The organism is Ruegeria sp. BHSC026, assembly GCF_059613065.1.
This window is the reverse complement of record NZ_JBXWRV010000006.1, coordinates 219,974-243,654: the sequence shown is the minus strand read 5'-3', so window position 1 is coordinate 243,654 and position 23,681 is coordinate 219,974. Positions and strand designations below refer to the sequence as shown.

22 protein-coding genes are annotated in these 23,681 nt (G+C 61.1%); 20 read left to right on the top strand and 2 right to left on the bottom strand.

Translation table 11 applies throughout. The annotated features are described in order from the left end of the window. Positions 1-203: 203 nt before the first annotated feature. From dprA to AC2FME_RS10445, 5 genes are all read left to right on the top strand, one after another. Positions 204-1,340: a DNA-processing protein DprA gene (dprA, locus tag AC2FME_RS10465; RefSeq protein WP_496800387.1), complete on the top strand. Its 1,137-nt coding sequence runs from the start codon at positions 204-206 to the stop codon at positions 1,338-1,340. A gap of 144 nt (positions 1,341-1,484) precedes the next feature. Continuing rightward, on the top strand, positions 1,485-4,085 hold the full coding sequence (gene topA / locus AC2FME_RS10460; RefSeq protein ID WP_496800386.1) for a type I DNA topoisomerase: 2,601 nt from the start codon (positions 1,485-1,487) through the stop codon (positions 4,083-4,085). A gap of 18 nt (positions 4,086-4,103) precedes the next feature. Continuing rightward, positions 4,104-4,502 carry a hypothetical protein gene (locus tag AC2FME_RS10455; protein WP_496800385.1) on the top strand — a complete coding sequence of 133 codons (399 nt, stop codon included), beginning with the start codon at positions 4,104-4,106 and terminating at the stop codon, positions 4,500-4,502. Positions 4,503-4,589: 87 nt separating this feature from the next. After that, positions 4,590-5,294, top strand: a complete 705-nt coding sequence (locus AC2FME_RS10450; RefSeq protein ID WP_496800384.1) for a CoA transferase subunit A — start codon at positions 4,590-4,592, stop codon at positions 5,292-5,294. Next, the gene (locus tag AC2FME_RS10445) at positions 5,294-5,920 is read left to right on the top strand and encodes a CoA transferase subunit B (protein WP_496800383.1); all 627 of its coding nucleotides are present in this window, start codon (positions 5,294-5,296) and stop codon (positions 5,918-5,920) included. The genes AC2FME_RS10450 and AC2FME_RS10445 overlap by 1 nt, the downstream gene beginning before the upstream one ends. Positions 5,921-5,969: 49 nt before the next feature. Here AC2FME_RS10445 and AC2FME_RS10440 read toward each other — a convergent pair whose 3' ends face one another. Then, entirely contained in the window at positions 5,970-6,836 is an 867-nt protein-coding gene (locus AC2FME_RS10440; protein ID WP_496800411.1) for a lytic transglycosylase domain-containing protein, read from the bottom strand. Positions 6,837-7,188: 352 nt separating this feature from the next. On the opposite strand from AC2FME_RS10440, the gene AC2FME_RS10435 reads away from it, so the two are divergent. The 15 genes from AC2FME_RS10435 (at position 7,189) to pdeM (ending at position 22,773) form a co-directional block, all read left to right on the top strand. Next, positions 7,189-7,434 (top strand): Flp family type IVb pilin, encoded by a 246-nt coding sequence (locus tag AC2FME_RS10435; RefSeq protein WP_496800382.1) that lies wholly within the window; start codon positions 7,189-7,191, stop codon positions 7,432-7,434. Positions 7,435-7,661: 227 nt separating this feature from the next. Beyond that, a complete protein-coding gene (locus AC2FME_RS10430) occupies positions 7,662-7,898 on the top strand; it encodes a hypothetical protein (protein ID WP_496800381.1) in 237 nt (78 codons plus the stop codon). 237 nt (positions 7,899-8,135) lie between these two features. Continuing rightward, positions 8,136-9,017 carry a Flp pilus assembly protein CpaB gene (cpaB, locus tag AC2FME_RS10425; protein ID WP_496800380.1) on the top strand — a complete coding sequence of 294 codons (882 nt, stop codon included), beginning with the start codon at positions 8,136-8,138 and terminating at the stop codon, positions 9,015-9,017. Between the two features lie 207 nt (positions 9,018-9,224). Beyond that, on the top strand, positions 9,225-10,634 hold the full coding sequence (locus AC2FME_RS10420) for a type II and III secretion system protein family protein (protein ID WP_496800379.1): 1,410 nt from the start codon (positions 9,225-9,227) through the stop codon (positions 10,632-10,634). A 16-nt stretch (positions 10,635-10,650) separates the two neighbouring features. After that, positions 10,651-11,280 carry an OmpA family protein gene (locus AC2FME_RS10415; protein ID WP_496800378.1) on the top strand — a complete coding sequence of 210 codons (630 nt, stop codon included), beginning with the start codon at positions 10,651-10,653 and terminating at the stop codon, positions 11,278-11,280. Positions 11,281-11,478: 198 nt separating this feature from the next. Then, the gene (locus tag AC2FME_RS10410; RefSeq protein ID WP_496681406.1) at positions 11,479-12,714 is read left to right on the top strand and encodes a CpaE/TadZ family protein; all 1,236 of its coding nucleotides are present in this window, start codon (positions 11,479-11,481) and stop codon (positions 12,712-12,714) included. 27 nt (positions 12,715-12,741) lie between these two features. Next, a complete protein-coding gene (locus tag AC2FME_RS10405) occupies positions 12,742-14,190 on the top strand; it encodes a TadA family conjugal transfer-associated ATPase (protein WP_496681403.1) in 1,449 nt (482 codons plus the stop codon). Between the two features lie 11 nt (positions 14,191-14,201). Continuing rightward, positions 14,202-15,170 (top strand): type II secretion system F family protein, encoded by a 969-nt coding sequence (locus tag AC2FME_RS10400; protein ID WP_496681400.1) that lies wholly within the window; start codon positions 14,202-14,204, stop codon positions 15,168-15,170. Positions 15,171-15,180: 10 nt separating this feature from the next. Then, positions 15,181-16,164 (top strand): type II secretion system F family protein, encoded by a 984-nt coding sequence (locus AC2FME_RS10395; protein WP_496688411.1) that lies wholly within the window; start codon positions 15,181-15,183, stop codon positions 16,162-16,164. Between the two features lie 4 nt (positions 16,165-16,168). Further along, positions 16,169-16,750 (top strand): tetratricopeptide repeat protein, encoded by a 582-nt coding sequence (locus AC2FME_RS10390; RefSeq protein ID WP_496681395.1) that lies wholly within the window; start codon positions 16,169-16,171, stop codon positions 16,748-16,750. A 29-nt stretch (positions 16,751-16,779) separates the two neighbouring features. Then, positions 16,780-17,631, top strand: coding sequence for a tetratricopeptide repeat protein (locus AC2FME_RS10385; RefSeq protein WP_496800377.1), 852 nt, complete (start codon positions 16,780-16,782; stop codon positions 17,629-17,631). A gap of 3 nt (positions 17,632-17,634) precedes the next feature. Next, positions 17,635-18,180: a prepilin peptidase gene (locus AC2FME_RS10380; protein WP_496800376.1), complete on the top strand. Its 546-nt coding sequence runs from the start codon at positions 17,635-17,637 to the stop codon at positions 18,178-18,180. 118 nt (positions 18,181-18,298) lie between these two features. Continuing rightward, positions 18,299-19,606, top strand: a complete 1,308-nt coding sequence (locus tag AC2FME_RS10375; RefSeq protein WP_496711362.1) for a DUF8689 domain-containing protein — start codon at positions 18,299-18,301, stop codon at positions 19,604-19,606. 52 nt (positions 19,607-19,658) lie between these two features. Continuing rightward, positions 19,659-22,067 carry a ligase-associated DNA damage response DEXH box helicase gene (locus AC2FME_RS10370; RefSeq protein WP_496800375.1) on the top strand — a complete coding sequence of 803 codons (2,409 nt, stop codon included), beginning with the start codon at positions 19,659-19,661 and terminating at the stop codon, positions 22,065-22,067. 43 nt (positions 22,068-22,110) lie between these two features. Beyond that, positions 22,111-22,773 (top strand): ligase-associated DNA damage response endonuclease PdeM, encoded by a 663-nt coding sequence (gene pdeM, locus AC2FME_RS10365; protein WP_496711360.1) that lies wholly within the window; start codon positions 22,111-22,113, stop codon positions 22,771-22,773. A 4-nt stretch (positions 22,774-22,777) separates the two neighbouring features. On the opposite strand, the gene AC2FME_RS10360 is transcribed toward pdeM, so the two are convergent. After that, complete coding sequence (locus tag AC2FME_RS10360) at positions 22,778-23,521, bottom strand: LytTR family DNA-binding domain-containing protein (protein WP_496800374.1); 744 nt, start codon at positions 23,519-23,521, stop codon at positions 22,778-22,780. Positions 23,522-23,681: the final 160 nt, after the last annotated feature.

The following is a 23,681-nucleotide window of genomic DNA, read 5'->3' as shown; positions in this document are numbered from 1 at the left end:
TCGGCTCGGTTAACCGGGGCCGCCCTTCCAAACATTTCGCACCCGCGCGGACGCCAGGCAGGAAAAAAATTTTTGTTATCTTTTCAATATTATATCGACAATCACGCCTGAAACACTCGCCTTAACTCCTAAAATTTTTCGAGATTCACGCGCTGTTAACCCGGCCAGCCGTAAACCAGTTCTGCAATCAGGCGGAGCCACGGATGACCGAAGAGCAGCAATCTTCCATTCACCCCCCACTCCCACCCACCACGGAAGAGGACCGGTTTTCTTGGCTTCGTCTGATGCGTTCGCGCAAGGTCGGCCCGGCCACGTTCCGGCGCCTGCTGCACGAACATGGCTCGGCGCAGAATGCGCTGGCCGCGCTGCCGGAAGTGGCACGCGCTGCCGGAGTCAAAGGGTATGAAACATGCCCACCCGGCATGATCGAGGCAGAGCTCAAGGCCGCAAAAGCCGCCAAAGCGCGGCTTTTGTGCCTTGGCTCGGCTGACTACCCCTCAATGCTGGCGGACTTGTCCGATGCGCCCCCCCTGCTTTGGGCAATTGGGGATACGTCAATCCTGCATCGGAAGATGATTGCCCTTGTCGGGGCTCGGAACTGTTCGTCGTTGGGCGCACGGATGGCCCGCGCACTGGCAGACGGGCTGGGCGCACAAGGCTATGTCGTGGTTTCGGGGTTGGCGCGGGGAATCGATACCGCTGCCCACAAGGTCGCGTTGGAATCTGGAACGGTCGCAGTGATGGCCGGTGGTGTCGACGTCATCTATCCGGCCGAGAACACGGATTTGGCCCGCGATATAGCGCTGCGGGGTCTGCGCCTGTCCGAACAGCCCATGGGCGTCACCCCGCAAGCCCGGCATTTTCCCCGTCGCAACCGGATCATCTCGGGCCTGGCGCAGGCGGTGGTGGTGGTCGAAGCCGCTGCCAAATCCGGCAGCCTGATCACTGCGCGCGACGCTCTGGACCAGGGGCGCGACGTGTTGGCCGTGCCGGGCCATCCGTTCGACGCGCGCGCGGCGGGGTGCAACCTGTTGATCCGCGAAGGCGCCACGCTGGTGCGATCGGTCGACGACGTGATCGAAGCCCTGCCTCCACAGACAACCGATCTGTTCGATGCGTCCGCTTCCCCGCAGCCCGCTCCGGATCAGGTGCATCCGATTTCGACCGACGACTTGCAGGGTATGATCCTGTCGCGCCTTGGTCCTTCGCCGGTGGCCGAAGACCAACTGATCCGGGACGTGCAGGTTCCGGCCAGCGCCGTCGGCCCGATTCTGGTCGAACTGGAGCTGGCGGGGCGCATCCAAAGACAGGCGGGCGGGCTGTTGTCTCTGGCCGTCTGACCCGGGTTCGATTTGTCGTTTCACCGGCTCGCAGCGCACCGGAATTCGGACGCGCAATACAGTGCATTGACAAATCCGCCTTGCCCTCCACATCTTGCACGGCCATACATGCCGCCCAATCCGTCGAGCGAGGTTTTAGACTAAATGCCTGTAGTTGTTGTAGAATCCCCGGCCAAGGCAAAAACGATCAACAAATATCTCGGCCCCGACTACACGGTTCTGGCTTCGTACGGCCATGTTCGCGACCTGCCTCCGAAAGACGGATCGGTCGATCCGGACCACGATTTTTCCATGAAATGGGAGGTCGCCGCCGATAGCCGCAAACACGTCAAGGCCATCGCGGATGCGCTCAAGGATGACAACGCGCTGATCCTGGCCACCGACCCCGACCGCGAGGGCGAGGCGATCAGCTGGCACCTGCAGGAGGCGCTGACCAAACGCCGCTCGATCAAGAAGGACACCGAGGTTCGGCGCGTGACCTTCAACGCCATCACCAAGGATGCGGTGACCAAGGCGATGCAGAACCCGCGCGAGGTCGACATGCCTCTGGTCGAGGCGTATCTGGCCCGGCGCGCGCTGGACTATCTGGTCGGTTTCAACCTGTCGCCGGTTCTGTGGCGCAAGCTGCCCGGCGCGAAATCGGCCGGACGCGTGCAATCGGTCTGCCTGCGCCTGATCGTCGAGCGCGAGATGGAGATCGAGGCGTTCAAGCCCGTTGAATACTGGTCGGTCAAGGCGCTGTTCGAAACGCCGCGCGGCCAGACCTATGAGGCGCGGCTAGTCACGCTGGCCGGCAAGAAGCTGGACAAGCATGACATCGCCAATGCAACCCAGGCCGAACTGGCGGTTCAGGCGATCACCAGCCGCGCGCTGAGCGTGACCTCGGTCGAGGCCAAGCCGGCCGCGCGCAACCCCAGCGCTCCGTTCATGACCTCGACCCTGCAGCAGGAAGCCAGCCGCAAGTTCGGTATGGGCGCGCGCCACACGATGCAGGTGGCCCAGCGTTTGTACGAGGCCGGGCACATTACCTATATGCGAACCGACGGCATCGACATGGCGCCCGAGGCCGTCGCGGCCACGCGGGACGCGATCAAGGACCGGTTCGGTGCCGAATACGTGCCGGACAGCCCGCGCATGTACAAGAACAAGGCCAAGAACGCGCAGGAAGCGCACGAATGCATCCGGCCCACGGACATGACCAAGGATGCGGCCGCCCTGAAACTGTCGGATGACGATCAGCGCAAGCTGTACGATCTGATCTGGAAACGTACGATCGCCTGCCAGATGGCGGCCGCGCGGCTGGAACGCACCACCGTCGAAATCGGCAGCGATGACGGCCAAGTGGGCCTGCGCGCCACCGGTCAGGTCGTGCTATTCGACGGCTTCATGCGCGTCTACGAGGAAGGCCGCGACGATGTCGAGGACGAGGATGACAAGCGCCTGCCCCAGATCATGCAGGGTGATCCGGCGCGCTTTGCCAAGACCACGCTGAAGGATCAGTTTGACAAGGCTACCGCCGACGGCGCGGACAAGAAGGCCATCCTGTCGGACAACCAGACGGTTCTGGCGCTGCAACACCACACCCAACCGCCGCCGCGCTATACCGAGGCGACACTGGTCAAACGGATGGAAGAACTGGGTATCGGGCGACCCTCGACCTATGCCTCGATCGTCACCACGATTCAGGACCGCGGTTACGTCCGCAAGGACAAGAACCGCCTGATCCCCGAGGAAAAGGGCCGGATCGTCACGATCTTCTTGCTGAATTTCTTCCGCCAGTATGTCGGGTACGAATTCACTGCCAACCTCGAAGAGCAGCTGGACGAGGTGAGCGCCGGCGCCCGCGACTACAAGGACCTGCTATCCAAGTTCTGGCGCGATTTCTCGGCCGCGATCGCCGAGACGTCCGAGCTGCGGATTTCAGAAGTGCTCGACAAGCTGGACGAGGCGCTGGCCCCGCAGCTGTACCCCCCGCGCGAGGATGGCTCGGATCCGCGCATCTGCCCCAAATGCGGGGTCGGACGGCTGCACCTGAAAACCTCGCGGACCGGCGGATTCGTGGGCTGCGGGAACTATCCCGAATGCACCTATACCCGCCCCATCGCCGGTGAAGGCGCCGAGGGCGAGGAACGTCTGCTGGGCATGGATGGCGAAGATGAGATCTGGCTGAAATCCGGACGCTTCGGCCCCTATGTCCAGCGCGGCGAAGCCACGCCCGAGAACAAGAAACCGCCGCGCGCCTCTTTGCCAAAGGGCTGGAACAAGGATGCCATGGACCTTGAGAAGGCGCTGACCCTTCTGAGCCTGCCGCGCGAGATCGGCGAACACCCCGAGGGTGGTATTATCAGCGCCAATTTCGGGCGCTTCGGTCCCTATATCATGCACCAGCTGCCGGATGAGGCGAAGCCGGTCTATGCCAACCTCAAGGATCCCAACGACGTGTTCGAAATCGGCATGAACCGGGCCGTCGAACTGTTGGCGGAAAAGCGCGCAAACCCCGGGCGGCGTGGGCGGGCTGCGGCCAAACCGCTGAAGGAACTGGGCGAGCATCCCGATGGCGGCGCGATCCAGGTTCTGGACGGGCGCTATGGGCCTTATGTGAAGTGGGAAAAGATCAACGCGACCCTGTCCAAGGACATCAAGCCCGAAGACGTGACGCCCGAAATGGCGGTGGAACTGGTCAATGAGAAGGCGGCCAAGAAAGGCACCCGCAAAAAGGCTGCGCCCAAGAAGAAGAGTAAATAGAGGGCGGAGGGGTGAAAAGTGAGCAAAAACGAAATCATCCTGAGAAATGAACTTTGCTCAACACTATTGAGGTTGAATTATAACGTTTTCATTCCTGTTTTTGATGAAGGCGTGGATTTGATCGCCTATCGGGAAATCGATGGCGATCTAAGGGTGGTACAACAGAAGTCTCGCTGGACCATCGACAAACGATACATTGGTCGAAACATTTGGATGGCATTCCCTAGTGACGGCTTTTGGTATCTCGTGCCGCACGATGAAATGCTGGGGTGGAACGAAACACGCCAGTTTCAATTGACTGATAGCTGGGTAAGAAAGGGCATCTATCACAAGCCCTCGCTGTCCGTGGCCTTGCGCGAGAAGCTCGGGCCATATCGGTTGGAGAATCCGAGCTCATCTCCCACTGCACCTAGGTAGAAATACCACCCGCCCGCAGGTTTCATTGACTTCCCAATGACGTGGCGGCACAACCTGCCCATCACCATGTCGTTGGGGGAGTTTTCCATGAAGAAAGTCTATGCCAATGCCACCGAGGCCCTCGATGGGGTACTTCGGGATGGCATGCTGATCGCGGCCGGCGGGTTCGGCCTGTGCGGCATTCCCGAATTGCTGCTGCAGGCGATCAAGGAGTCGGGCGTGAAGGATCTGACCTTTGCCTCGAACAACGCAGGCGTCGACGATTTCGGCATCGGCATCCTGCTGCAGACGCGGCAGGTCAAGAAGATGATCAGCTCGTATGTCGGTGAGAACGCCGAATTCATGCGCCAGTACCTGTCGGGCGAGCTTGAGCTGGAATTCACCCCGCAAGGCACCCTGGCCGAGCGCATGCGCGCCGGTGGCGCGGGCATCCCGGGCTTCTACACCAAGACCGGCGTCGGCACCGTGATCGCCGAGGGCAAGGAGCACAAGGAGTTCAACGGCGAGACTTATATCCTCGAGGAAGGGATCTTTGCCGATCTGGCCATCGTCAAGGCATGGAAGGCCGACGACACCGGCAACCTGGTGTTCCGCAAGACCGCCCGCAACTTCAACGTGCCGGCCGCGACCTGCGGCAAGATCTGTGTGGCCGAGGTCGAAGAGATCGTGCCGCGCGGTTCGCTGGACCCCGACTGCATCCACCTGCCCGGCATCTATGTGCACCGGGTAATTCAAGGTCAGCACGAGAAGCGCATCGAACAGCGCACCACCCGCAAGAAGGAGGAAGCGTAATGCCCTGGGACCGCAATCAGATGGCCGCGCGTGCGGCCGAGGAACTGGAAGACGGCATGTATGTGAACCTCGGCATCGGGATTCCGACGCTGGTGGCGAACTATGTGGGCGACAAGGACATCACCCTGCAATCGGAAAACGGCATGCTGGGCATGGGCCCCTTCCCCTATGAGGGCGAAGAGGACCCCGACCTGATCAACGCCGGCAAGCAGACCATCACCGAACTGCCCCGCACCGCCTATTTCGACAGCGCCACGTCCTTTGCCATGATCCGCGGCGGCAAGATCGCGGCGGCGATCCTGGGCGCGATGGAGGTCGACGAGAAAGGCGATCTGGCCAACTGGATGATACCGGGCAAGCTGGTCAAGGGCATGGGCGGCGCGATGGACCTGGTAGCCGGCGTCGGACGGGTCATTGTGGTGATGGACCACACCAACAAGCACGGCGACAGCAAGGTGCTGAAGGAATGCACCCTGCCGCTGACCGGCAAGGGCGTGGTTGACCGCATCATCACCAACCTGGGCGTGCTGGACGTGGTCGAAGGCGGGTTGAAGATCGTCGAACTGGCCGATGGCGTCAGCGAAGAAGAGATGCGCGCGGCGACCGAGGCGACCATCGTCGCTTGACCCGGTTGGCGTTGGGAACTGAAAAGGCCCGCGATTGCGCGGGCCTTTTTCACTTCATGGTCTGAAACACGCAACCGTCGGAAACAAGATCGGGAGGTGTGGCGCACAAGGCGCGGGCGACCTGGAACGCCGCCAGCACCTTGGGCACATAGTCGCGGGTTTCAGCGTAAGGCGGCACGCCATTGTGTTTGCGCACTGCGCCCTCCCCCGCGTTGTAACCGGCCAGCACGAGGATCGGATCGCTCCCGAACTCTCCCATCAACCAGTCGAGATATTTCACGCCACCGGCAATGTTCTCCTCCGGCAGCATGCTGTCGGTCACCCCGAACCGCTTGGCGGTGGCGGGCATCAGCTGCATCAACCCCTGCGCCCCAGCCGAGCTGACGGCTGTCTCGCGTCCTCCGGACTCCACCGACATCACGGCCAATACCAGCGCGGGCGATACCTTCGTGCCCACGGTCGAGCGCAGGATATCCACGCCGCGCTGCTCGACGATGCGCTGCAGTGTTTGGAGCCGCGGCGAAGCGACCCCGACCGTTGCCAGCGCCTGAAGCGCTGGATCCAGCCTTCCCGGACCAGCCTGGGCCATGTCAGGCGAAATCCTCGCCCAGAAGGCCTTGTATGCACCTTCGGGCGTTTTCTCGGGCTGGATCTGCGGAAGGTTGGCCGCCGGTACTTTGGTGCGGGCAATGATGTCGGGCACGACAAGCGTGGCGCCCGTGCTGGGGGCCGATGGCGCCTTGGCATGTTCCTCGGCCGATATCTGGACGGTGACATGCGGACGCGTGCCCGGCTTGGGCGCCTTGATCCGTTTGTAGACGCCGCGCGGTTCGATATCGGTGGCCTGGGCCGGTGCAACGAAAGCTGCTGCAAACGCCAAAACGCCGGCGCATGTCAGTACGCTCGGGATTCTCATCTTACCTGCCTCATCTTCTTTTGGCGTTGATTTGTTACGCGAATCCGCGCGGCGGGCCAGAAAAACCACATGAATTGGGGCGTTTTTGCCTCATTTGCCGCAATTTTGCATCGGAACGCGCCCCACCCCGAAGATATGAGGAATTTTTTTTTGTTACACTTCAATGTGTTCCAAGAAAAATGACTAAAAAGTTAAGCGCGCGGAAGAAAATCATCTGTTTGGCCCAAATCCTGCCATGCGGGCAGGGCAAACATAATGCCATACCGAGACGGTCATGAGCAGACTGAGAGAGGACGCTCTGGAAAGACCCCGAGGTTTTATTAGCTTAGTGATCCTTTAGGAGGGACGTAACATGATCAAGCTCTTCAAGAAATTCCGCAACGACGAAAGCGGCGCCGTGACTGTTGACTGGGTCGTTCTGACCGCGGCCGTCGTGGGCCTGGGCACCGTTGCTTATCAAGGGATTTCGTCGGGTGCGACCGGCCTGGCCGAAAACGTAAATACAACTCTGACCGGCGCAACCGTTTCCACCGGCACGACAGTCAACGGCGGCACAGAGGGCGGTATCACCGCAAGCACAAACGGCACCGGCGGCTAAGCCCCGGACCATGCAAGATTGGCCGCGCCAGAACTGGCGCGGCTTTTTTTTCGCCAAAACTCAGGATTCCGAGTGTCGAAATGGGCATAGCTCGCCGCCCGGCCTGTCGGCCGCCCGCCTTGGACGCGCGGTCAGGTTCCACGAGGAGACGAAAGCAACGGTACGTTCGGCAACAGCTGCGGAGTGGGCGCAAAGCAAGAGACCCGAACGGTTAAGGGGTATACACAATGATCCGCTTTGCAAAAAAATTCATTTGCAACGAAGGCGGCGCTGTCACAGTTGATTGGGTTGTCGTAACCGCGCTGGTCGTTGGACTGTCGATGGTGACCTATCTGGTCATACAGACGGCGACAACCAACATGGGCGGCAACGTTGATACGGCGTTGAGCGGTTCGACCGTCAGCACCGGCACCAGCGCCGGAGGGAACGGCGGCATCGTGACCGCGGGCATCAGCGGGAATTGACGCGGCGAAATCCAGCCCGCCTTTCAAAAGGTCGGGCTTTGGGTCGGCCAACGCAACCAGCCATTGCACCATGGTTTGCGCTTGTGGCGCGGCATTTTCGAGATTTCCCCAAACAACCCTGCTGAAAATCTCGAATTTGTCCCACATTTCGACACAATTCGGATTTATCAAATATGCTGTTTCAATGTCTTGTTTGGGCCGATACACGTGCGACCAACAACATAAAGAGGTGAACGCATGCGAGCTGTTTTTGGACTTGTCCTGATCGTCGGGGTCGCCCTGGCTGGTGGCGCGGTGTACATGGCCCGAAATTACATTTCCGAATATCAGAACGCACTGGCACGCGAACGCCAAGCCGCCCAGGAGGCGCTCGCAAATGCCAAGGTCGACGCGGTGCCGACCGTGGGCGTCATCGTCTCGAATCGCAAACTGAAATATGGTGAACCGCTGACCGCCGAGGATGTGCGCGTGGTCGAATGGCCCGAAAACGCGATTCCCGAAGGCACGTTCACCGACATGAGCGCGCTGTTCCCCGAAACGGGCCAGAACGAGCGGTTCGTTTTGCGTGCGATGGAAAAGGACGAGGCCATCATGGCGGTGAAGATCACCAAACCGGGTGAACCAGCCGGCCTGACCTCGTTGCTGGAAAAGGGCAAACGCGCCTTTGCCATCAGTGTGGACGTGGCCTCGGGCGTTTCGGGCTTCCTGCGCCCCGGGGATGTGGTCGATGTGTACTGGACCGGGTCGTTGCGGGGCGCGGTCGAGGGCGCGAACGGCGAGATCACGCGCCTGATCCAGCCGAATATCGAATTGATAGCCGTGGACCAGACGGCCGGTTCCGACGTGACGGGCACGACCATTGCCCGAACGGTGACGGTGGCCGCCACCCCCGAACAGATCGCGGCACTGGCACAGGCGCAGAACACCGGGCGGCTGTCGCTGGCTTTGGTGGGCGTACAGGATGAAACCGTCGCAAGCGCCATCGAAATGGACCAGCGTAAGCTGTTGGGCATCAAGGAGAGCGCACCAGCTCCGGTCAAGCAAGAGGAGAAGGTCTGCACCATTCGGACCCGCCGGGGCGATCAGATCGTAGAGACTCCGATCCCCTGCACAAACTGATGCTTGCTCAATAGCTTGCCAGCCAAATTCGGAATGAAGCCGCGCCATGTGCGCGGCTTCTCTCGTTTTGGTTGTTGCCCATTCTCCACATAAGGAAAATTCCGGAAACCCTTGATTATTGCAATAAAACCCGAATTCGCGCACAGTTCGCCATCATAGGGCAACAGACCCACAAAAAACTGAGTGGTGATCGGAGAGGCAGGTCACATGACATTTCGTTCCTGGATTGGCGCAACCCTTTTGGGGGTAGCGCTTGTTACGAGCCCGGCCGGCTTCGATGCCGCTTGGGCCGAAAATCTTCGCGTGGTCAAGAAAGGTACGGCGGAAACGCTGGATGTGCCGATCAACCGCGCCATCGTGGTTGAAAGCGAAACACCTTTCGCCGAGCTCAGCATCGCGAATGCGGGCATCGCGGATATTTCGTCGCTTTCGGACCGCACCATCTATGTGTTGGGCAAGGCGCCCGGCATGACGACGCTGACCTTGTTCGACGGCGCCGGCAATCTGATCACCAATGTGAGTGTTCGGGTCGCACCGGACGTGACCGAATTCAAAGAGCGCCTGAGGCAGATTCTGCCAAACGAACCGATCGAGGTGCGCACCGCCAATGACGGGATCGTGCTGTCTGGCACGGTTTCCAGCTCGGCCAAGCTGGCGCGGGCACTGGAACTGGCCGAGCGCTACGCCCCCGAACGCGTATCGAACCTGATGAATGTCGGTGGTGTGCAGCAGGTCATGCTGAAGGTCCGCTTTGCCGAAATGAACCGCTCGGTGGCCAAGAACCTGTCAGCGTCACTGGGCTTTGGCGGCGGTGACGTGACCGGCGGCATCAACACGCTGAACAACCAGCCCGCCCTGACCAATGCCTTGGCCAACAACATTCCGGTGGCCCAGTCCAATACGGGCGCCATTCTGTTCGGCTTCGGCGCGGGGTCGACCCAGGTTCGCCTGCTGCTCGAAGCGCTGGAAGCAAAAGGCTTGGCCCGCAGCTTGGCCGAACCGAACCTGTCGGCACTGTCTGGCCAGGAGGCGACGTTCCTTGCCGGTGGCGAGGTTCCGATTCCCGTACCGCAGGATGACGGCGTGGTTGCCATCGAATACAAGGCCTTCGGCGTCGAGATCGACTTTGTGCCGCGGGTCGTTGACGGTGACCTGATCAACCTCGAGATGGCCGCGTCGGTGTCCAGCATCGACACCGGCTCGAACTTCACCATCAACGGCGACAACGTTCCCAGTTTCATCACGCGCCAGACCAGCACGACGGTTGAACTGCGCGACGGAGAAAGTTTTGCGATCGCGGGCCTGATCCAGGACGACTTTACCGACCTGAGCAATCAGATCCCCTGGCTGGGCGACGTTCCGGTGCTGGGCGCGTTGTTCCGAAGCGCCGAATACCAGCGCGAGCAGAGCGAACTGGTGATCATCATCACCGCGCATCTTGTGTCGCCGACGCGCGGCGAAGCGCTGGCCTTGCCTACGGATCGGGTCAAACCGCCAAGCGAATTCGACCTTTTCGTCAATGGTCGTGTAGCCCGCACCGAGCGCACGGGCAACGGCGCGGCGTCGGAAGTTGCCAAACAGGATTTCGGCAGCTCCTACGGCTATGTCCTGGACTGATAGGGAGGACAGACCAATGCAAAAGTGGATGATCACACTGGGTCTTGCAGTCGCGGTTGCCAACTGCACCCGAGAAGCCGGCTACGAGATCGACCAAGGCGCCTTTGGCAATGCGACCCTGAACAACGTTCAGGTCATGAACGGCGAGTTGTCCTATGGCCAGATCCTGGCTCAGCGCTTCGCGGCCGAGGTCCCGACCCAAATCAACTTTGCCTTCGACAGCGCCCAGTTGGACGAGTCGGCGCGCCGGATCCTCTTGCAGCAGGCCAACTGGATCAAACAGTTCCCCGAAGCCCGGTTCCGCGTCTATGGACACACGGATGCGGTCGGCTCGCAGAGCTACAACTACAACCTGGGTCTGCGCCGCGCGAATGCGGCGGTGAATTTCCTTGTTCAACAGGGGATCTCACGCGCGCGCCTCGAGGCGTTGGTGTCGTTCGGCAAGACCAAGCCTTTGGTGGCGACACCGAATCGCGACCGCCGCAACCGGCGCACCGTGACCGAGGTATCCGGCCTTGTGGACCGCCATCCCAACATCCTGGATGGGAAATACGCCGAGGTCATCTATCGCGAGTATGTCGAAAGCGCGACCTACACGAGCAAGTTGAGCCGCGAGACGGCGCTGGGCGAGACCAGCGAACAATAATTGGAAATCGGGCGACATCGTCGCCCGTTTCCCTACAATTGGTTTTTTTGCGCCCCATTCTTGCCCCAGTTCCAAGCGACATTGTGAACAATTGGGTGACCTGCGGCCGAAATTGGCCGCAACAGGGCGACAGCAAACCGACACACGATTCTCGACCGTATCGACGTTTGCTGCGCTCCTACGACGAGGATTGTGTTAATGACGAGCGCCACGCCGCAAAATGATGATACCGCCATTCTGGCATGTACGATCAGCCGGGACGTGCAGAACTTCGACCTGCTGATCGAGGACATGGAAACCGCCCTGGGTGAACGCTGGGGTGATCTTGGTTTTGCCGAAGCGCTTGCCTTTTTCAACCAACCCGAAGCCGAATCCCTTCAATTCGTGGCTCTGGCCATCGATGGCGAGGATGAAGACGATCTGACGCTGATGGGCGAGATCATCACGAAGGCCAAGGACAAAAACATCAAGGTTGTTCTGATCGCCGAAGACGTCACGCCGGCGGCGCTGCATCAACTGCTGCGCAAGGGGGCGGACGAGTTCGTTCCCTACCCTCTGCCGGAAAACGAGTTGCAAGAAGCCATCGACCGAATAAACCAGCCCGATCCCGAACCGGTGCCGCAACCAACCGCCGTGCCGCTGGCGGCCGGGTCGCCGAAGGAAGGCGCGCTTCTGGTGGTTCAAGGATTGGCCGGCGGCGTCGGCGCCACGACCATGGCGGTGAACCTTGCCTGGGAACTTGCAACCGTTTCGGGCAAGGATGCCCCTCGGGTCTGCCTGATCGACCTTGATCTTCAGTACGGGACCGTATCGACCTATCTGGATCTTCCCCGCCGCGAAGCCGTGTTCGAGATGCTGTCGGACACCGCCGCCATGGATGATGACGTGTTCGCACAGGCGCTGCAGAAATTCGATGACAAGCTCGACGTGCTGACGGCCCCGTCGGACATGGTGCCGCTGGACCTGCTCACGCCCGAAGATATTCAGCGCGTGATCGACATGGCCCGCAAACACTATGACTACGTTCTGATCGACATGCCCAAGACGCTGGTGCATTGGTCCGAAACGGTGTTGCAGGCTGCACATGTGTATTTCGCCCTGATCGAACTCGACATGCGCTCGGCCCAGAACGCGCTGCGTCTCAAGCGGGCGCTTCAGGCCGAGGAACTGCCCTTCAACAAGTTGCGTTTCGCGCTGAACCGCGCGCCGAAATTCACCGATCTCAATGGCAAGAGCCGGGTCAAGCGCATGGGCGAAAGCCTGGGCATTTCAATCGACCTGCAGCTGCCGGATGGTGGCAAACCGGTTCTTCAGGCCGGCGATCACGGATTGCCGCTGGCCAATTCCGCCGCCAAGAACCCGCTGCGTCGGGAAATCGCCAAACTTGCTCAGTCATTGCACAGCCTCGGCAGCAACAGCGCCGAGGCCGCATAATCACAGCCCCCAAGGGGAGGAGCCGCCGTGTTTTCACGATACAAGAAGCAACCAGCCGCTCAGCCGGTGGCCACGCCGACCGAGACAGCCAAGTCTCCGGAAGCACCTGCGAGCTCGGCCCAGCCGTCATCTTCGACGGCCGTCGCGCGCAAGCCCGCGGTCAAAAAACAGGGCGAAGTCAAGGGAATGGACCGCGAGCGCAAGCGCAAAGAGCGTCTGAGCGAAATCAAGATCGAGCTGCATCGCGAGCTTCTGGAAAACCTGAACCTGGCTGCGCTGGAAAACGCGTCCGAGGCGGAACTTCGGGCCGAGATCAGCGCCATCGCAAGCGAAGTCCTGGAAGCCAAGAACATCGTTCTTAACCGCGAAGACCGCTCGCAGCTGAACAAAGAGCTGTATGACGAGGTGACCGGACTCGGTCCTCTGGAAACGCTGCTGCAGGACGACACGGTCAGCGATATTCTGGTCAACGGCCCGCATCAGATCTTTGTCGAACGGTTCGGCAAGCTAGAGTTGAGCGACGTCACCTTCAAGGATGAAAAGCACCTGATGCGGATCATCGACAAGATCGTGTCGGCCGTGGGCCGGCGTGTCGATGAGTCGAACCCCTATGTCGACGCCCGCCTGGCAGATGGGTCGCGTTTCAACGCAATGGTCCCCCCTATCGCGGTGGATGGATCGCTGGTGTCGATCCGGAAATTCAAGAAAGACAAGCTCAGCATCGACGACCTTGTGAAATTCGGCGCCTTTACCGAGGAAATGGCCGCTTATCTTCAGGCCGCGGTGTCCACCCGCCTGAACATCATCGTGTCGGGTGGTACCGGCTCGGGTAAGACCACCACGCTGAACGCTTTGTCCAGCTTCATCGACGATGCCGAACGCATCCTGACCATCGAGGACACGGCGGAACTGCAGCTGCAGCAGACCCATGTTGGCCGGATGGAAAGCCGCCCGCCCAACGTGGAAGGCAAGGGCGAAGTCAGCCCGCGCGACTGTCTGAAGAACGCCCTGCGGATGCGCCCCGACCGCATCATCGTCGGCGAGACACGCGGCGCCGAGGTGATCGACATGTTGCAGGCCATGAACACCGGCCACGACGGCTCGATGACCACGATCCACGCCAACTCGGCCCGCGACGGTATCTCGCGTCTGGAAAACATGATCGCGATGGCCGGGATCGAAATGCCGATCAAGGCCGTGCGCAGCCAGATCGCAAGCGCCGTGAACCTGATCGTGCAGGCTAGCCGCCTGCAGGACGGCTCGCGCCGCATGACCTCGATCACCGAGATTACAGGCATGGAAGGTGACGTGATCTCGATGCAGGAAATCTTTCGTTTTCAACGCGTTGGCCTGACACCCGATAACAAGATCATCGGTCACTTCACGGCCACGGGCGTACGCAGCCACTATTCGGAACGGTTCCGTCTTTGGGGGTATGACCTGCCCGCATCGATCTATGAACCGACGACCATGTAGGAGAGCCGGACATGCAACTGCCTACCGAGGCGCTCATCTATGTCGCGATCTTCGTCGGGGTTCTGGCGCTGGTCGAAGGCATCTATCTGGTGGCTTTCGGCAAGTCCATCAGCCTGAACAGCAAGGTCAATCGCCGTCTGGACATGCTTGACAAGGGTGTCGGTCGCGAACAGGTGCTGGAACAGCTGCGCAAGGAAATGCAGCAGCACATGAAATCGCAGAGCATCCCGCTCTATTCCCTGTTGGCCGACAAGGCGCAAAAGGCAGCGATCGCCTTCAGCCCGCGCCAGTTGATCATGATGATGGCCCTGCTGTCGATCGTTGCCTTCATGGGGCTGAGCATCGGCACCCGCACCGAGACACTGTTGCGGGTTGCGCTGTCGGTGGCGATCGGGGTCGGTGCGGTCTATGCTTGGGTGAACAGCAAGGCCAAAAAGCGGATGGCAATGCTGGAGGAACAACTGCCGGATGCGGTCGAACTGATGGTGCGCTCGCTGCGGGTGGGCAACCCGTTCGTATCGTCCGTTCAGATCGTCGCCAACGAGGTCGAAGACCCGTTGGGTACCGAATTTGGTGTGATCGCCGACGAATGCGCCTATGGCCGCGACGTGGGCGAAGCGCTCAAGGACATGGCCGAGCGTCTGGACATGCAGGACCTTCGCTTCTTGGCCGTTGCGGTGGGTATTCAACAGCAGTCCGGCGGCAACCTGGCCGAAATCCTTGCCGGTCTTGCCAAGGTGATCCGGGCCCGCTTCCGTCTGTTTCGGCGCGTCAAGGCCATCACCGCCGAGGCACAGTGGTCGGGCAAGTTCCTGTCAGGGTTCCCTGTCGGCTGCCTGCTGTTTATCCTGGTGAAGGACCCAAATTATTATGACTCGGTCCTTGATCACCCGTGGTTCATCCCGGCCTGCTTCGTTGTCGGCATCATGCTGACCTTGAACCTGATCGTGATGCGCATCCTCACCAACATCAAGGTCTGAAGGGGCAAGCATGGAAATCCTGAACCAAATCAATGATTTTCTGACCCAGCAGTTGGGAGAGTTCGGGCCGCTGATCGTCGTGGGCGTGCTGGGCCTGTTCATGATCCTAATCACCATCCCCATTCTGCTGAACCAGCCCGAAGACCCCCTGAAGAAGCTGCAGCGCGCCAACGCGGCGCCCAAGCGCGAAAAAAAGAGCAAAAAGGACCAGCTGCGCAATTCAAGCCGCAACGAACAGCTGGAGAAATTCGCCAACTTTCTTGAGCCGAAGGACCAGGAAGAATATTCCGCCATGGAGCTCAAGCTGCGTCAGGCCGGTTACCGGTCGAAGGACGCGGTTCGGTTCTTCCATTTTGCGCAGTTCGCTTTGGGAATTTCCGGCATCATCATCGGGGTGTTGCTGGTCACCGTGTTCAACAACGGGCAGGAGTTTACCGGCCAGCAGATGATGATCCGCGTGCTGGTGCCCGGTGCCATCGGCTATTACATCCCCAAATACTGGATCACGCGCCGCATCGAAGAACGCAAAGAAGCCATCACCGCCGGCTTCCCCGATACGCTTGACCTGATGCTTGTCTGCGTGGAAGCGGGTCAGTCGCTGGATCAGGCCATCGTTCGCGTGGCGTCCGAAATGCAATCATCCTATCCGGAAATCGCCCAGGAATTTGAAACCGTTGCCTACGAAATGAAGGCGGGCAAGGACAAGGACACGGTTCTACGCGACTTCGGCACCCGCTGCGGCGTGCAGGACGTCAGCTCGTTCGTGACCGTGATGATCCAATCGGCGACTTTCGGCACCTCGATCGCCGATGCATTGCGGGTCTATGCGGGCGAGATGCGTGACAAGCGGGTTATGCGCGCGGAAGAGGCCGCAAACAAGTTGCCAACCAAAATGACGCTTGCCACAATGATGCTGACGGTCCCGCCGCTGCTGATCATTCTGATCGGGCCTTCGGCCAAGGGGATCATGGACTTTACGAACATGAGCAAATAGCCGGATGCAGACGTCGCTGCTTCGCGTCACAAGAACAGGGATTTTCATCCTGACAACCACCGCGGCCGCATCCGCGGTGGTTTCGTGTACCGAGACAGGCCTGACCCAAGGCCCCTACCCCCCGGGGATCGACCCCAAGGGCGGCCCGGTCGACGAAGTTGCCGTCGGCAACCGCCTGATGGCCGCCGGAGAATACGAACTGGCGCTGGAGTCTTTCACCCGCGCGGCGCTGGCCGAAGGGATGACCGCCGAGATCCTGACCTCGATCGGCACCGCCAATCTTGGGCTCAGGCGTCTTGGCCAGGCGGAACCGCTGTTGCGCGAAGCCGTGGAGAAAGACCCGGAATGGCCAATCGCCTGGAACAATCTGGGCGTGTTGCTGATGGAAACCGGTGAATATGCCGAAGCCTCGCAGGTGTTCCAACGGGCCTATGCGCTGGACAATGGCGAAAGTGACGCAATCCGGGACAATCTGCGCTTGGCACTCGCAAAAATGGAAAATCCTGTTAATAATACTACGCAAGAACAAGAATTCCGGCTTGAGCAACAAGGGGATGGGGCATTCCTGTTGCGCAGGAACCGATAACAGAGGCACGAGCAGCAAGGGACGCAAAAATGCGCCACAGCTTTCTGATTCCCACAGTCGCGGCATGCGGGCTGATCTTGACGGCCTGCGCCAAGGAAACCGAGCAGGAAAAGGTCGAACGCACGTTCCAGGAAGTGAACGTCATCGACGAGACCAACCTGAACGACGTGATGTTGAATGCGTCGAACCCGGACGAGGCCGTCACCTATTTCCAGGGCGCCGCCAGCAAGAACCCCGACCGGATCGACCTGCAGCGTGGCCTGGCCATTTCTCTGGTTCGCGCCAAACGCAGCACCGAAGCCGCGGTCGCGTGGAAACGCGTGACCACGATGCCCGGTGCCACCAGCGCCGACAGGGTTGAATATGCGGATGCGCTGGTCCGCAGCGGAAACTGGAAAGATGCCAAGGAAGTCCTTGATTCCGTGCCGCCGACGCACGAGACTTTTAAGCGATACCGCCTCGAAGCCTTGGTCGCCGATGCCAACAAGGATTGGAAACGCGCCGATCATTTCTATGAGACTGCCGTGGGTCTGACGACCCGACCGGCCGGTGTCATGAACAATTGGGGGTATTCCAAACTGAGCCGCGGCCAGTATGCCGAAGCCGAGCGGCTGTTCACCGAGGCCATCCGCCAGGACAAAAACCTGTTCACCGCCAAGAACAATTTGGTCTTGGCCCGAGCCGCACAGGGCAACTATTCCATGCCCGTGATTCCCATGACCCAGGCTGAACGGGCCGAGTTGTTGAACACGATGGCGATCTCGGCCGTCAAGCGCGGCGACGTGAACCTGGCAAAGAACCTGTTCCGCGAGGCCATCGCGACGCACCCGCAGTATTTCGACGAGGCGGTGCGATCGTTGCGCGCACTCGAGGAAGCCTGATAGATGACCATCCCTTCTGCCGCGGCACTGTGGTTCTTGCCCTTTGTCCTGCCCATTTGCCTGTATGTCGCCTTTACCGACATGCGTGAGATGCGCATCAAGAACCACGCGGTCGTCGCCTTGGCGGCCGTGTTCGCGGTGGTGGGCCTGATCGCGGTTCCACCCTGGTCGGGCGATTGGCTGCCCGGAACGCTTGGCCCGCTGTCCTTTTCGCTGCCGGTCTACGCCTGGCAGTTGTATCACCTGATCGTAGTCCTGTTTCTTGGCATCCTGCTGAACGCCGCAGGCGTCATGGGGGCCGGTGACGCCAAATTCTGCGCCGCCGCCGCCCCCTATGTTTGGTTGGGCGACCTTCTGTCGGTTGCCGCCATCCTGATGGCCACGGTCTTGGCAGCGTTCACGACCCACCGACTGGCGAAACATTCCGGCTTGCGCCGGTTCGCGCCAGAATGGGAAAGCTGGGACCAGGGCAACAAATTTCCTATGGGTCTGGCGCTTGCCGGGGCTCTGGCCATCTACCTAATTCTCGGCGCCATTTACGGTTCTTAAACCATCTTTCCTGCGCCGCGCCCGCGCCATGGTGCTGCCACAAAGCTGCGCCAGATTTTCCACATCCGCCCCTTAACGGGGGACTATCGTGTGACATTTTGATGGACGAGCAGCGCTCATGAATATGCAGACCACTTCCGTGATGGCCCCCCCTTCCCCGAAAGGGCTGGAGGAAATGCAGCTTCCGCTGGTGATGATGCGGGACATCCTTCTCAAGACCATCTTCCGCAAGAACGTCGACACGGTCACACAGATTTCCCAGGCGGTCTGCTTGCCGGCATCGGTCACGCAGGAACTGGTCGATATCGCCCGCGAACAAAAACTGCTCGAGGCGACCGGCACGCTGAACGCCAACAGCGGAAACGAGATGGGCTATCAACTGACCGATGCCGGCAAGGCGCGGGCACTGGATGCGCTGAGCCAGTCCGAGTATTTCGGCGCTATGCCCGTGCCGCTGGATGTCTATCGCGAACAGGTCAAGCGCCAGTCGATCCGCAACATCCAAGTCACCCGCGAGCAACTGACCAGCGCCATGGGTCATCTTGTCCTGCCCGACAGCCTGCTGGACCATCTCGGGCCCGCGGTCAGCGCCGGTCGCTCGATCCTGATGTATGGTCCGCCGGGCAACGGTAAGTCCTCAATCTCGAACGGGATTCGCGATGCGTTGGGCGACAATGTTTATGTGCCGCGCGCGATCGAATATGCCGGCCAGGTGATTACCGTCTATGATCCGATCGTGCACAACGCGATCGAAGACGAACCAGACGACCCCAACAGCCTGCGCCGCCGCAAGCGGTTCGACTCGCGCTATGTTAAATGTGAACGCCCCACGGTGATCACCGGCGGTGAACTGTCGCTGAGCATGCTGGACCTGGTCTACAACCCTACGGCACGCACTTATCAGGCGCCGCTGCAACTGAAATCGACCGGCGGCATCTTCATCGTGGACGACCTTGGCCGCCAGGCCGAGCCGCCGCAGGCCCTGATCAACCGGTGGATCGTTCCGCTGGAAGAAGGCAAGGACATTCTGGGTCTTCAGTCTGGTGAAAAGTTCGAGGTGCCCTTCGACACGCTGGTCATCTTCTCGACCAACTTTCACCCCAACGAGATCTTCGACCAGGCCGCGCTGCGCCGGATCTTCTTCAAGATCAAAATTGACGGCCCGAACCAGGAAAACTTCCTGAAGATCTTTGCCATGGTCGCCCGCAAGCGTGGAATGCCGCTGGACGAGGCTGCGCTGGTGCATCTGCTGAAGGTCAAGTATCCGACCATCAACAATGTCTATGCGAACTATCAGCCGATCTTCCTGATCGACCAGATGATCTCGATCTGCGAGTTCGAGGGCATCCCCTATCAGATGAGCCCCGAATTGATCGACCGCGCCTGGGCGAACATGTTCGTCAAGGACGAGAAAATCGTCAAATAAGACGATCCCAAACCGCATTCCGCTTTGACACCGGGCGGGCTAGTCTGCGTCCATGACGCAGACTCCCGCCCGAATAGACGCCTGGTTCTCTGCCAGGGGATGGTCCCTCCACCCGCACCAACAGGCCATGATCGACAGGGCGCAGGCCCCGGCGACGCTGTTGATCGCGCCCACGGGCGGCGGCAAGACGATGGCCGGGTTCCTACCCTCGCTGATCGAACTGGCCGATGGGTATGAGGGGCTGCACACGATCTATGTCTCGCCTCTCAAGGCGCTGGCCGCCGACATCAAACGCAACCTGCGCGGCCCGGCCGACGAGATGGGGTTGCCGATCCGGATCGAAGACCGCACCGGCGACACCACCCCCTCCCAGAAGAAACGCCAGCGCGTGGACCCGCCGCATATCCTGCTGACGACCCCGGAAAGCCTGGCGCTGCTGACGTCCTACGAGGATGCGCCCCGCATGTTCCGGGGCGTCCAGCGCGTGATCGTGGACGAGATACACGCGTTGGCCGACAGCAAGCGGGGCGACCAGTTGATGCTGGCCCTGGCCCGCCTTCAGACGCTGTGTCCCGATCTGCGGCGCGTGGGCCTGTCGGCCACAGTCGAGGACCCGGACGCCATCGCGCGCTTTCTGGCCCGCCACCCCGACCCTTGCAACATCGTTATGGCAGACCCCGGCCCCGACCCCGATATCGCCATGTTGCAAACGGCCGAAATGCCGCCGTGGGCCGGGGGCGGCGCGGCCTATGCCATCCCGGCGGTGCTGGAGCAGGTCCGGCAGCACAAGACGACGCTGATCTTCCACAACACCCGCGCCCAGGCCGAGATCTTCTTTCACAACCTGTGGCTGGCCAATGACGAAGGCCTGCCCATCGGCATCCACCACGGCAGCCTCGACCGGCAACAGCGCGAACGGGTCGAAGCGGCGATGGTCCGTGGAGACCTGCGCGCCATCGTCTGCACCGGCAGCCTCGATCTGGGGATCGACTGGGGCGACGTGGATCTTGTGATCCAGATCGGCGCCCCCAAAAACGTCAAGCGCCTGGTCCAGCGGATCGGGCGGGCCAACCACCGCTACAACGCGCCGTCCAAGGCTCTGCTGGTGCCTGCAAACCGGTTCGAGGTGGTCGAATGTGTTGCCGCGCTGGAGGCCGCGCGCGAACACGACCTGGACGGCGAGCCGCGCGGCTCCGGCCCGCGTGACGTATTGTGCCAACACATCCTGATCGCCGCCTGCGCCGGGCCGTTCGATGCCGATGCCCTGTATGCCGAGGTCACCTCGGCCGGGCCCTATGCCGATCTGTCCCGCGCGGCCTTCGATGCCTGTCTGGAGTTCTGCGCCACCGGTGGCTATGCGCTGCGGGCCTATGACCGCTGGCAGCGCCTGCAACAGCGCCCCGACGGGCTGTGGCAGCTGCGCGACCCTCGCGCGGCGCAACGCATCCGCATGAACCTGGGCACGATCCAGGACAGCGATACCCTGAAGGTCAGGCTGAAGCGCAACCGGGGCGGCAAACCCTTGGGCGAGGTCGAAGAGGCCTTTGCCGCATCGCTGACCCCCGGCGACACCTTCCTGATCGGCGGTCAGATCGTGCGCTATGAAGGACTGCGCGAAACGGTTGTCGAAGTCACGCGCCGTGCGGACAAAAAGCCCAAGGTCGCCACCTTCTCAGGCACCAAGTTCGCCACCTCGACTCAGCTGAGCGATCGCATCCTGCGGATGTTCGCACAGCCCGACTGGCCGCAACTGCCCGAACATACGGGTGAATGGCTGGATCTGCAGCGTCGGATGTCGCGGCTGCCCGAGCGTGACCGGCTGTTGATCGAGAGCTTTCCAAATGACGGCCGCGAAAACCTGTGCGTTTACGGCTTTGCCGGACGCAACGCACAACAGACGCTGGGCCTGCTGCTGACCAAACGGATGGAGGAAACCGGGCTGGCCCCGCTGGGCTTTGTCGCGACCGACTATGCCACGCTGATCTGGGGCCTGGACGCGGTGACCGACCCCAGCCCCCTGTTCCAGATCGAGGCCCTACGCGACGGGTTGGACAACTGGCTGGCGGGCAATGCGGTGATGAAGCGGACCTTCCGCGCCTCGGCCACCATCGCCGGGCTGATCGAACGCAATACAGGTGGCCAACGCAAAAGCGGGCGGCAGGCGACCTTTTCGTCGGACATCCTGTACGACACGCTGCTGAAATACGACCCCGACCACCTGCTGATGCAGATCACCCGCGAAGAAGCCATGCGCGGGCTGGTCGATTTCGGACGGATCGAGGCGATGATCGCGCGTATCGGCGACCGGATCGACCTGGTCCGGCTGGATCGGGTGTCACCGCTGGCGGCGCCGTTGCTGCTCGAGGTGGGAAAGGTTCCGGTCAAGGGCGCGGCCGAAGAACGGCTTCTGGCCGAAGAAAGCGCCCGCCTGCTGGCGGCCGCGGGTCTGTCGCCGGACTGAGAATCAGGTTGAAAATACGCGCGGATCAGGCAAGGACCGGACCATGAACAGCCTCGCGTTCTCGTTTTCCGGCGTGCGCCTGCACGCCCTCGGCTCGGGTGCCTTGTGGTGGCCCGATCATGACCTGCTGTGCGTGTCGGACCTGCATCTGGGGAAATCGGCCCGCATGGCACGGCGGGGCGGCCCAACCCTGCCCCCCTATGACACCCGCGACACGCTGACGCGCCTGACCGCTGACCTGGAGCGGACCGGGGCCAAGACCGTGATCTGCCTTGGAGACAGCTTCGACGACATTGAGGCCGCTGATACGCTGGATGAGGCGGACCGTCTGCGGATCTCGACCCTGCAGGCCGGCCGCCTGTGGATCTGGATCGAGGGCAATCACGATCCGGGGCCCGTGTCCCTGAGCGGCGCCCACCTGGCCGAGTGGCGCCGCGCGCCGCTGGTATTTCGCCACATCGCCCAAAACGATGCGCAGGGCGAAGTCTCGGGTCACTATCACCCCAAGGTGCGGCTGCGGGCCCGGGGCCGTTTGATCACACGTCCGGCGTTTCTCTTCGACGATCAGCGGCTGATTCTTCCGGCCTATGGCACCTATACCGGAGGGCTGCGCAGCAGTGATACCGCTTTGTCCGGCTTGATGGGGCCCGAGGCGCGCGCGATCCTGACCGGGGTGCAGCCGCGCCTCACCGCCATGCCGCGGTGACCGGTCAGACCAGACCGGCTTCTTCCAGATTCGGTTTGTATTTCCGGCTGACCGGGACAAGATCGCCATTGCAAAGGCGCAGGAACAGCTTGCCACCGGCTTTCTCGACACCCTCGACCGCCGCCTCGGTCACCCAATGAGACCTGTGCGCACAATGGCCGATGACCGGGTCCATTTCGTCCATGGCATCGCTCAGGCGAAGACGCACGGTGTAGACCCCCTGCGTCGTCACGACGTCGACGTGGTGACCCCGAGCGCTGAGCCGAACAATGTCGCCCGAGAAATCCTCGGGCAGGCGCCGAACCAGACGCGGGCATTCCATGGGCCGCTGCTCGGCAGAGTCATTCCTGCTGCTTTTGGACACCAGAACAAGGCCTGTTCCCAACAACACCCCATAGGCACCGACCGCGCCGAATCCCGGAGACTGGTAGCCGCAAGCCGAAAAAAGGAGCACGGTGAAGGCCCAGAACACCGGCGTAAAAAACAACATGATCATCAGCGCGACGGCAAAGTCGCGCGTCGTCATTCCCAAATGCCCAAAACGCCGCAAGGCGAATTTTCGCCCACTTCTGACCGCCAGAATCGCCAGAGCCATGAGTCCGGTCCAAAACGCCAACCGCAGAGGGTAGGACAATTCCAGTTCGTTGAACGGATTGACCGTGTAGGCGAACAACGGAACAAAGACAAAACCAGCCACAAGCCGTTGCGGCGTGCACTCGGCCCCGATACCGCGCAACATCGACGTCATTCCAACTCACCACCCCCCCCCGATCCCACACCGTTCAGGCCGGGACTGCCGGGCGCGTTCACCTTTCAACACTCTGATAAGATGGAATTATCATGAAACCGACCGGCATCCAATACGATCGGTCGCCAGTAAACTATTCGTGTGCAATCCGAGCAGTCAG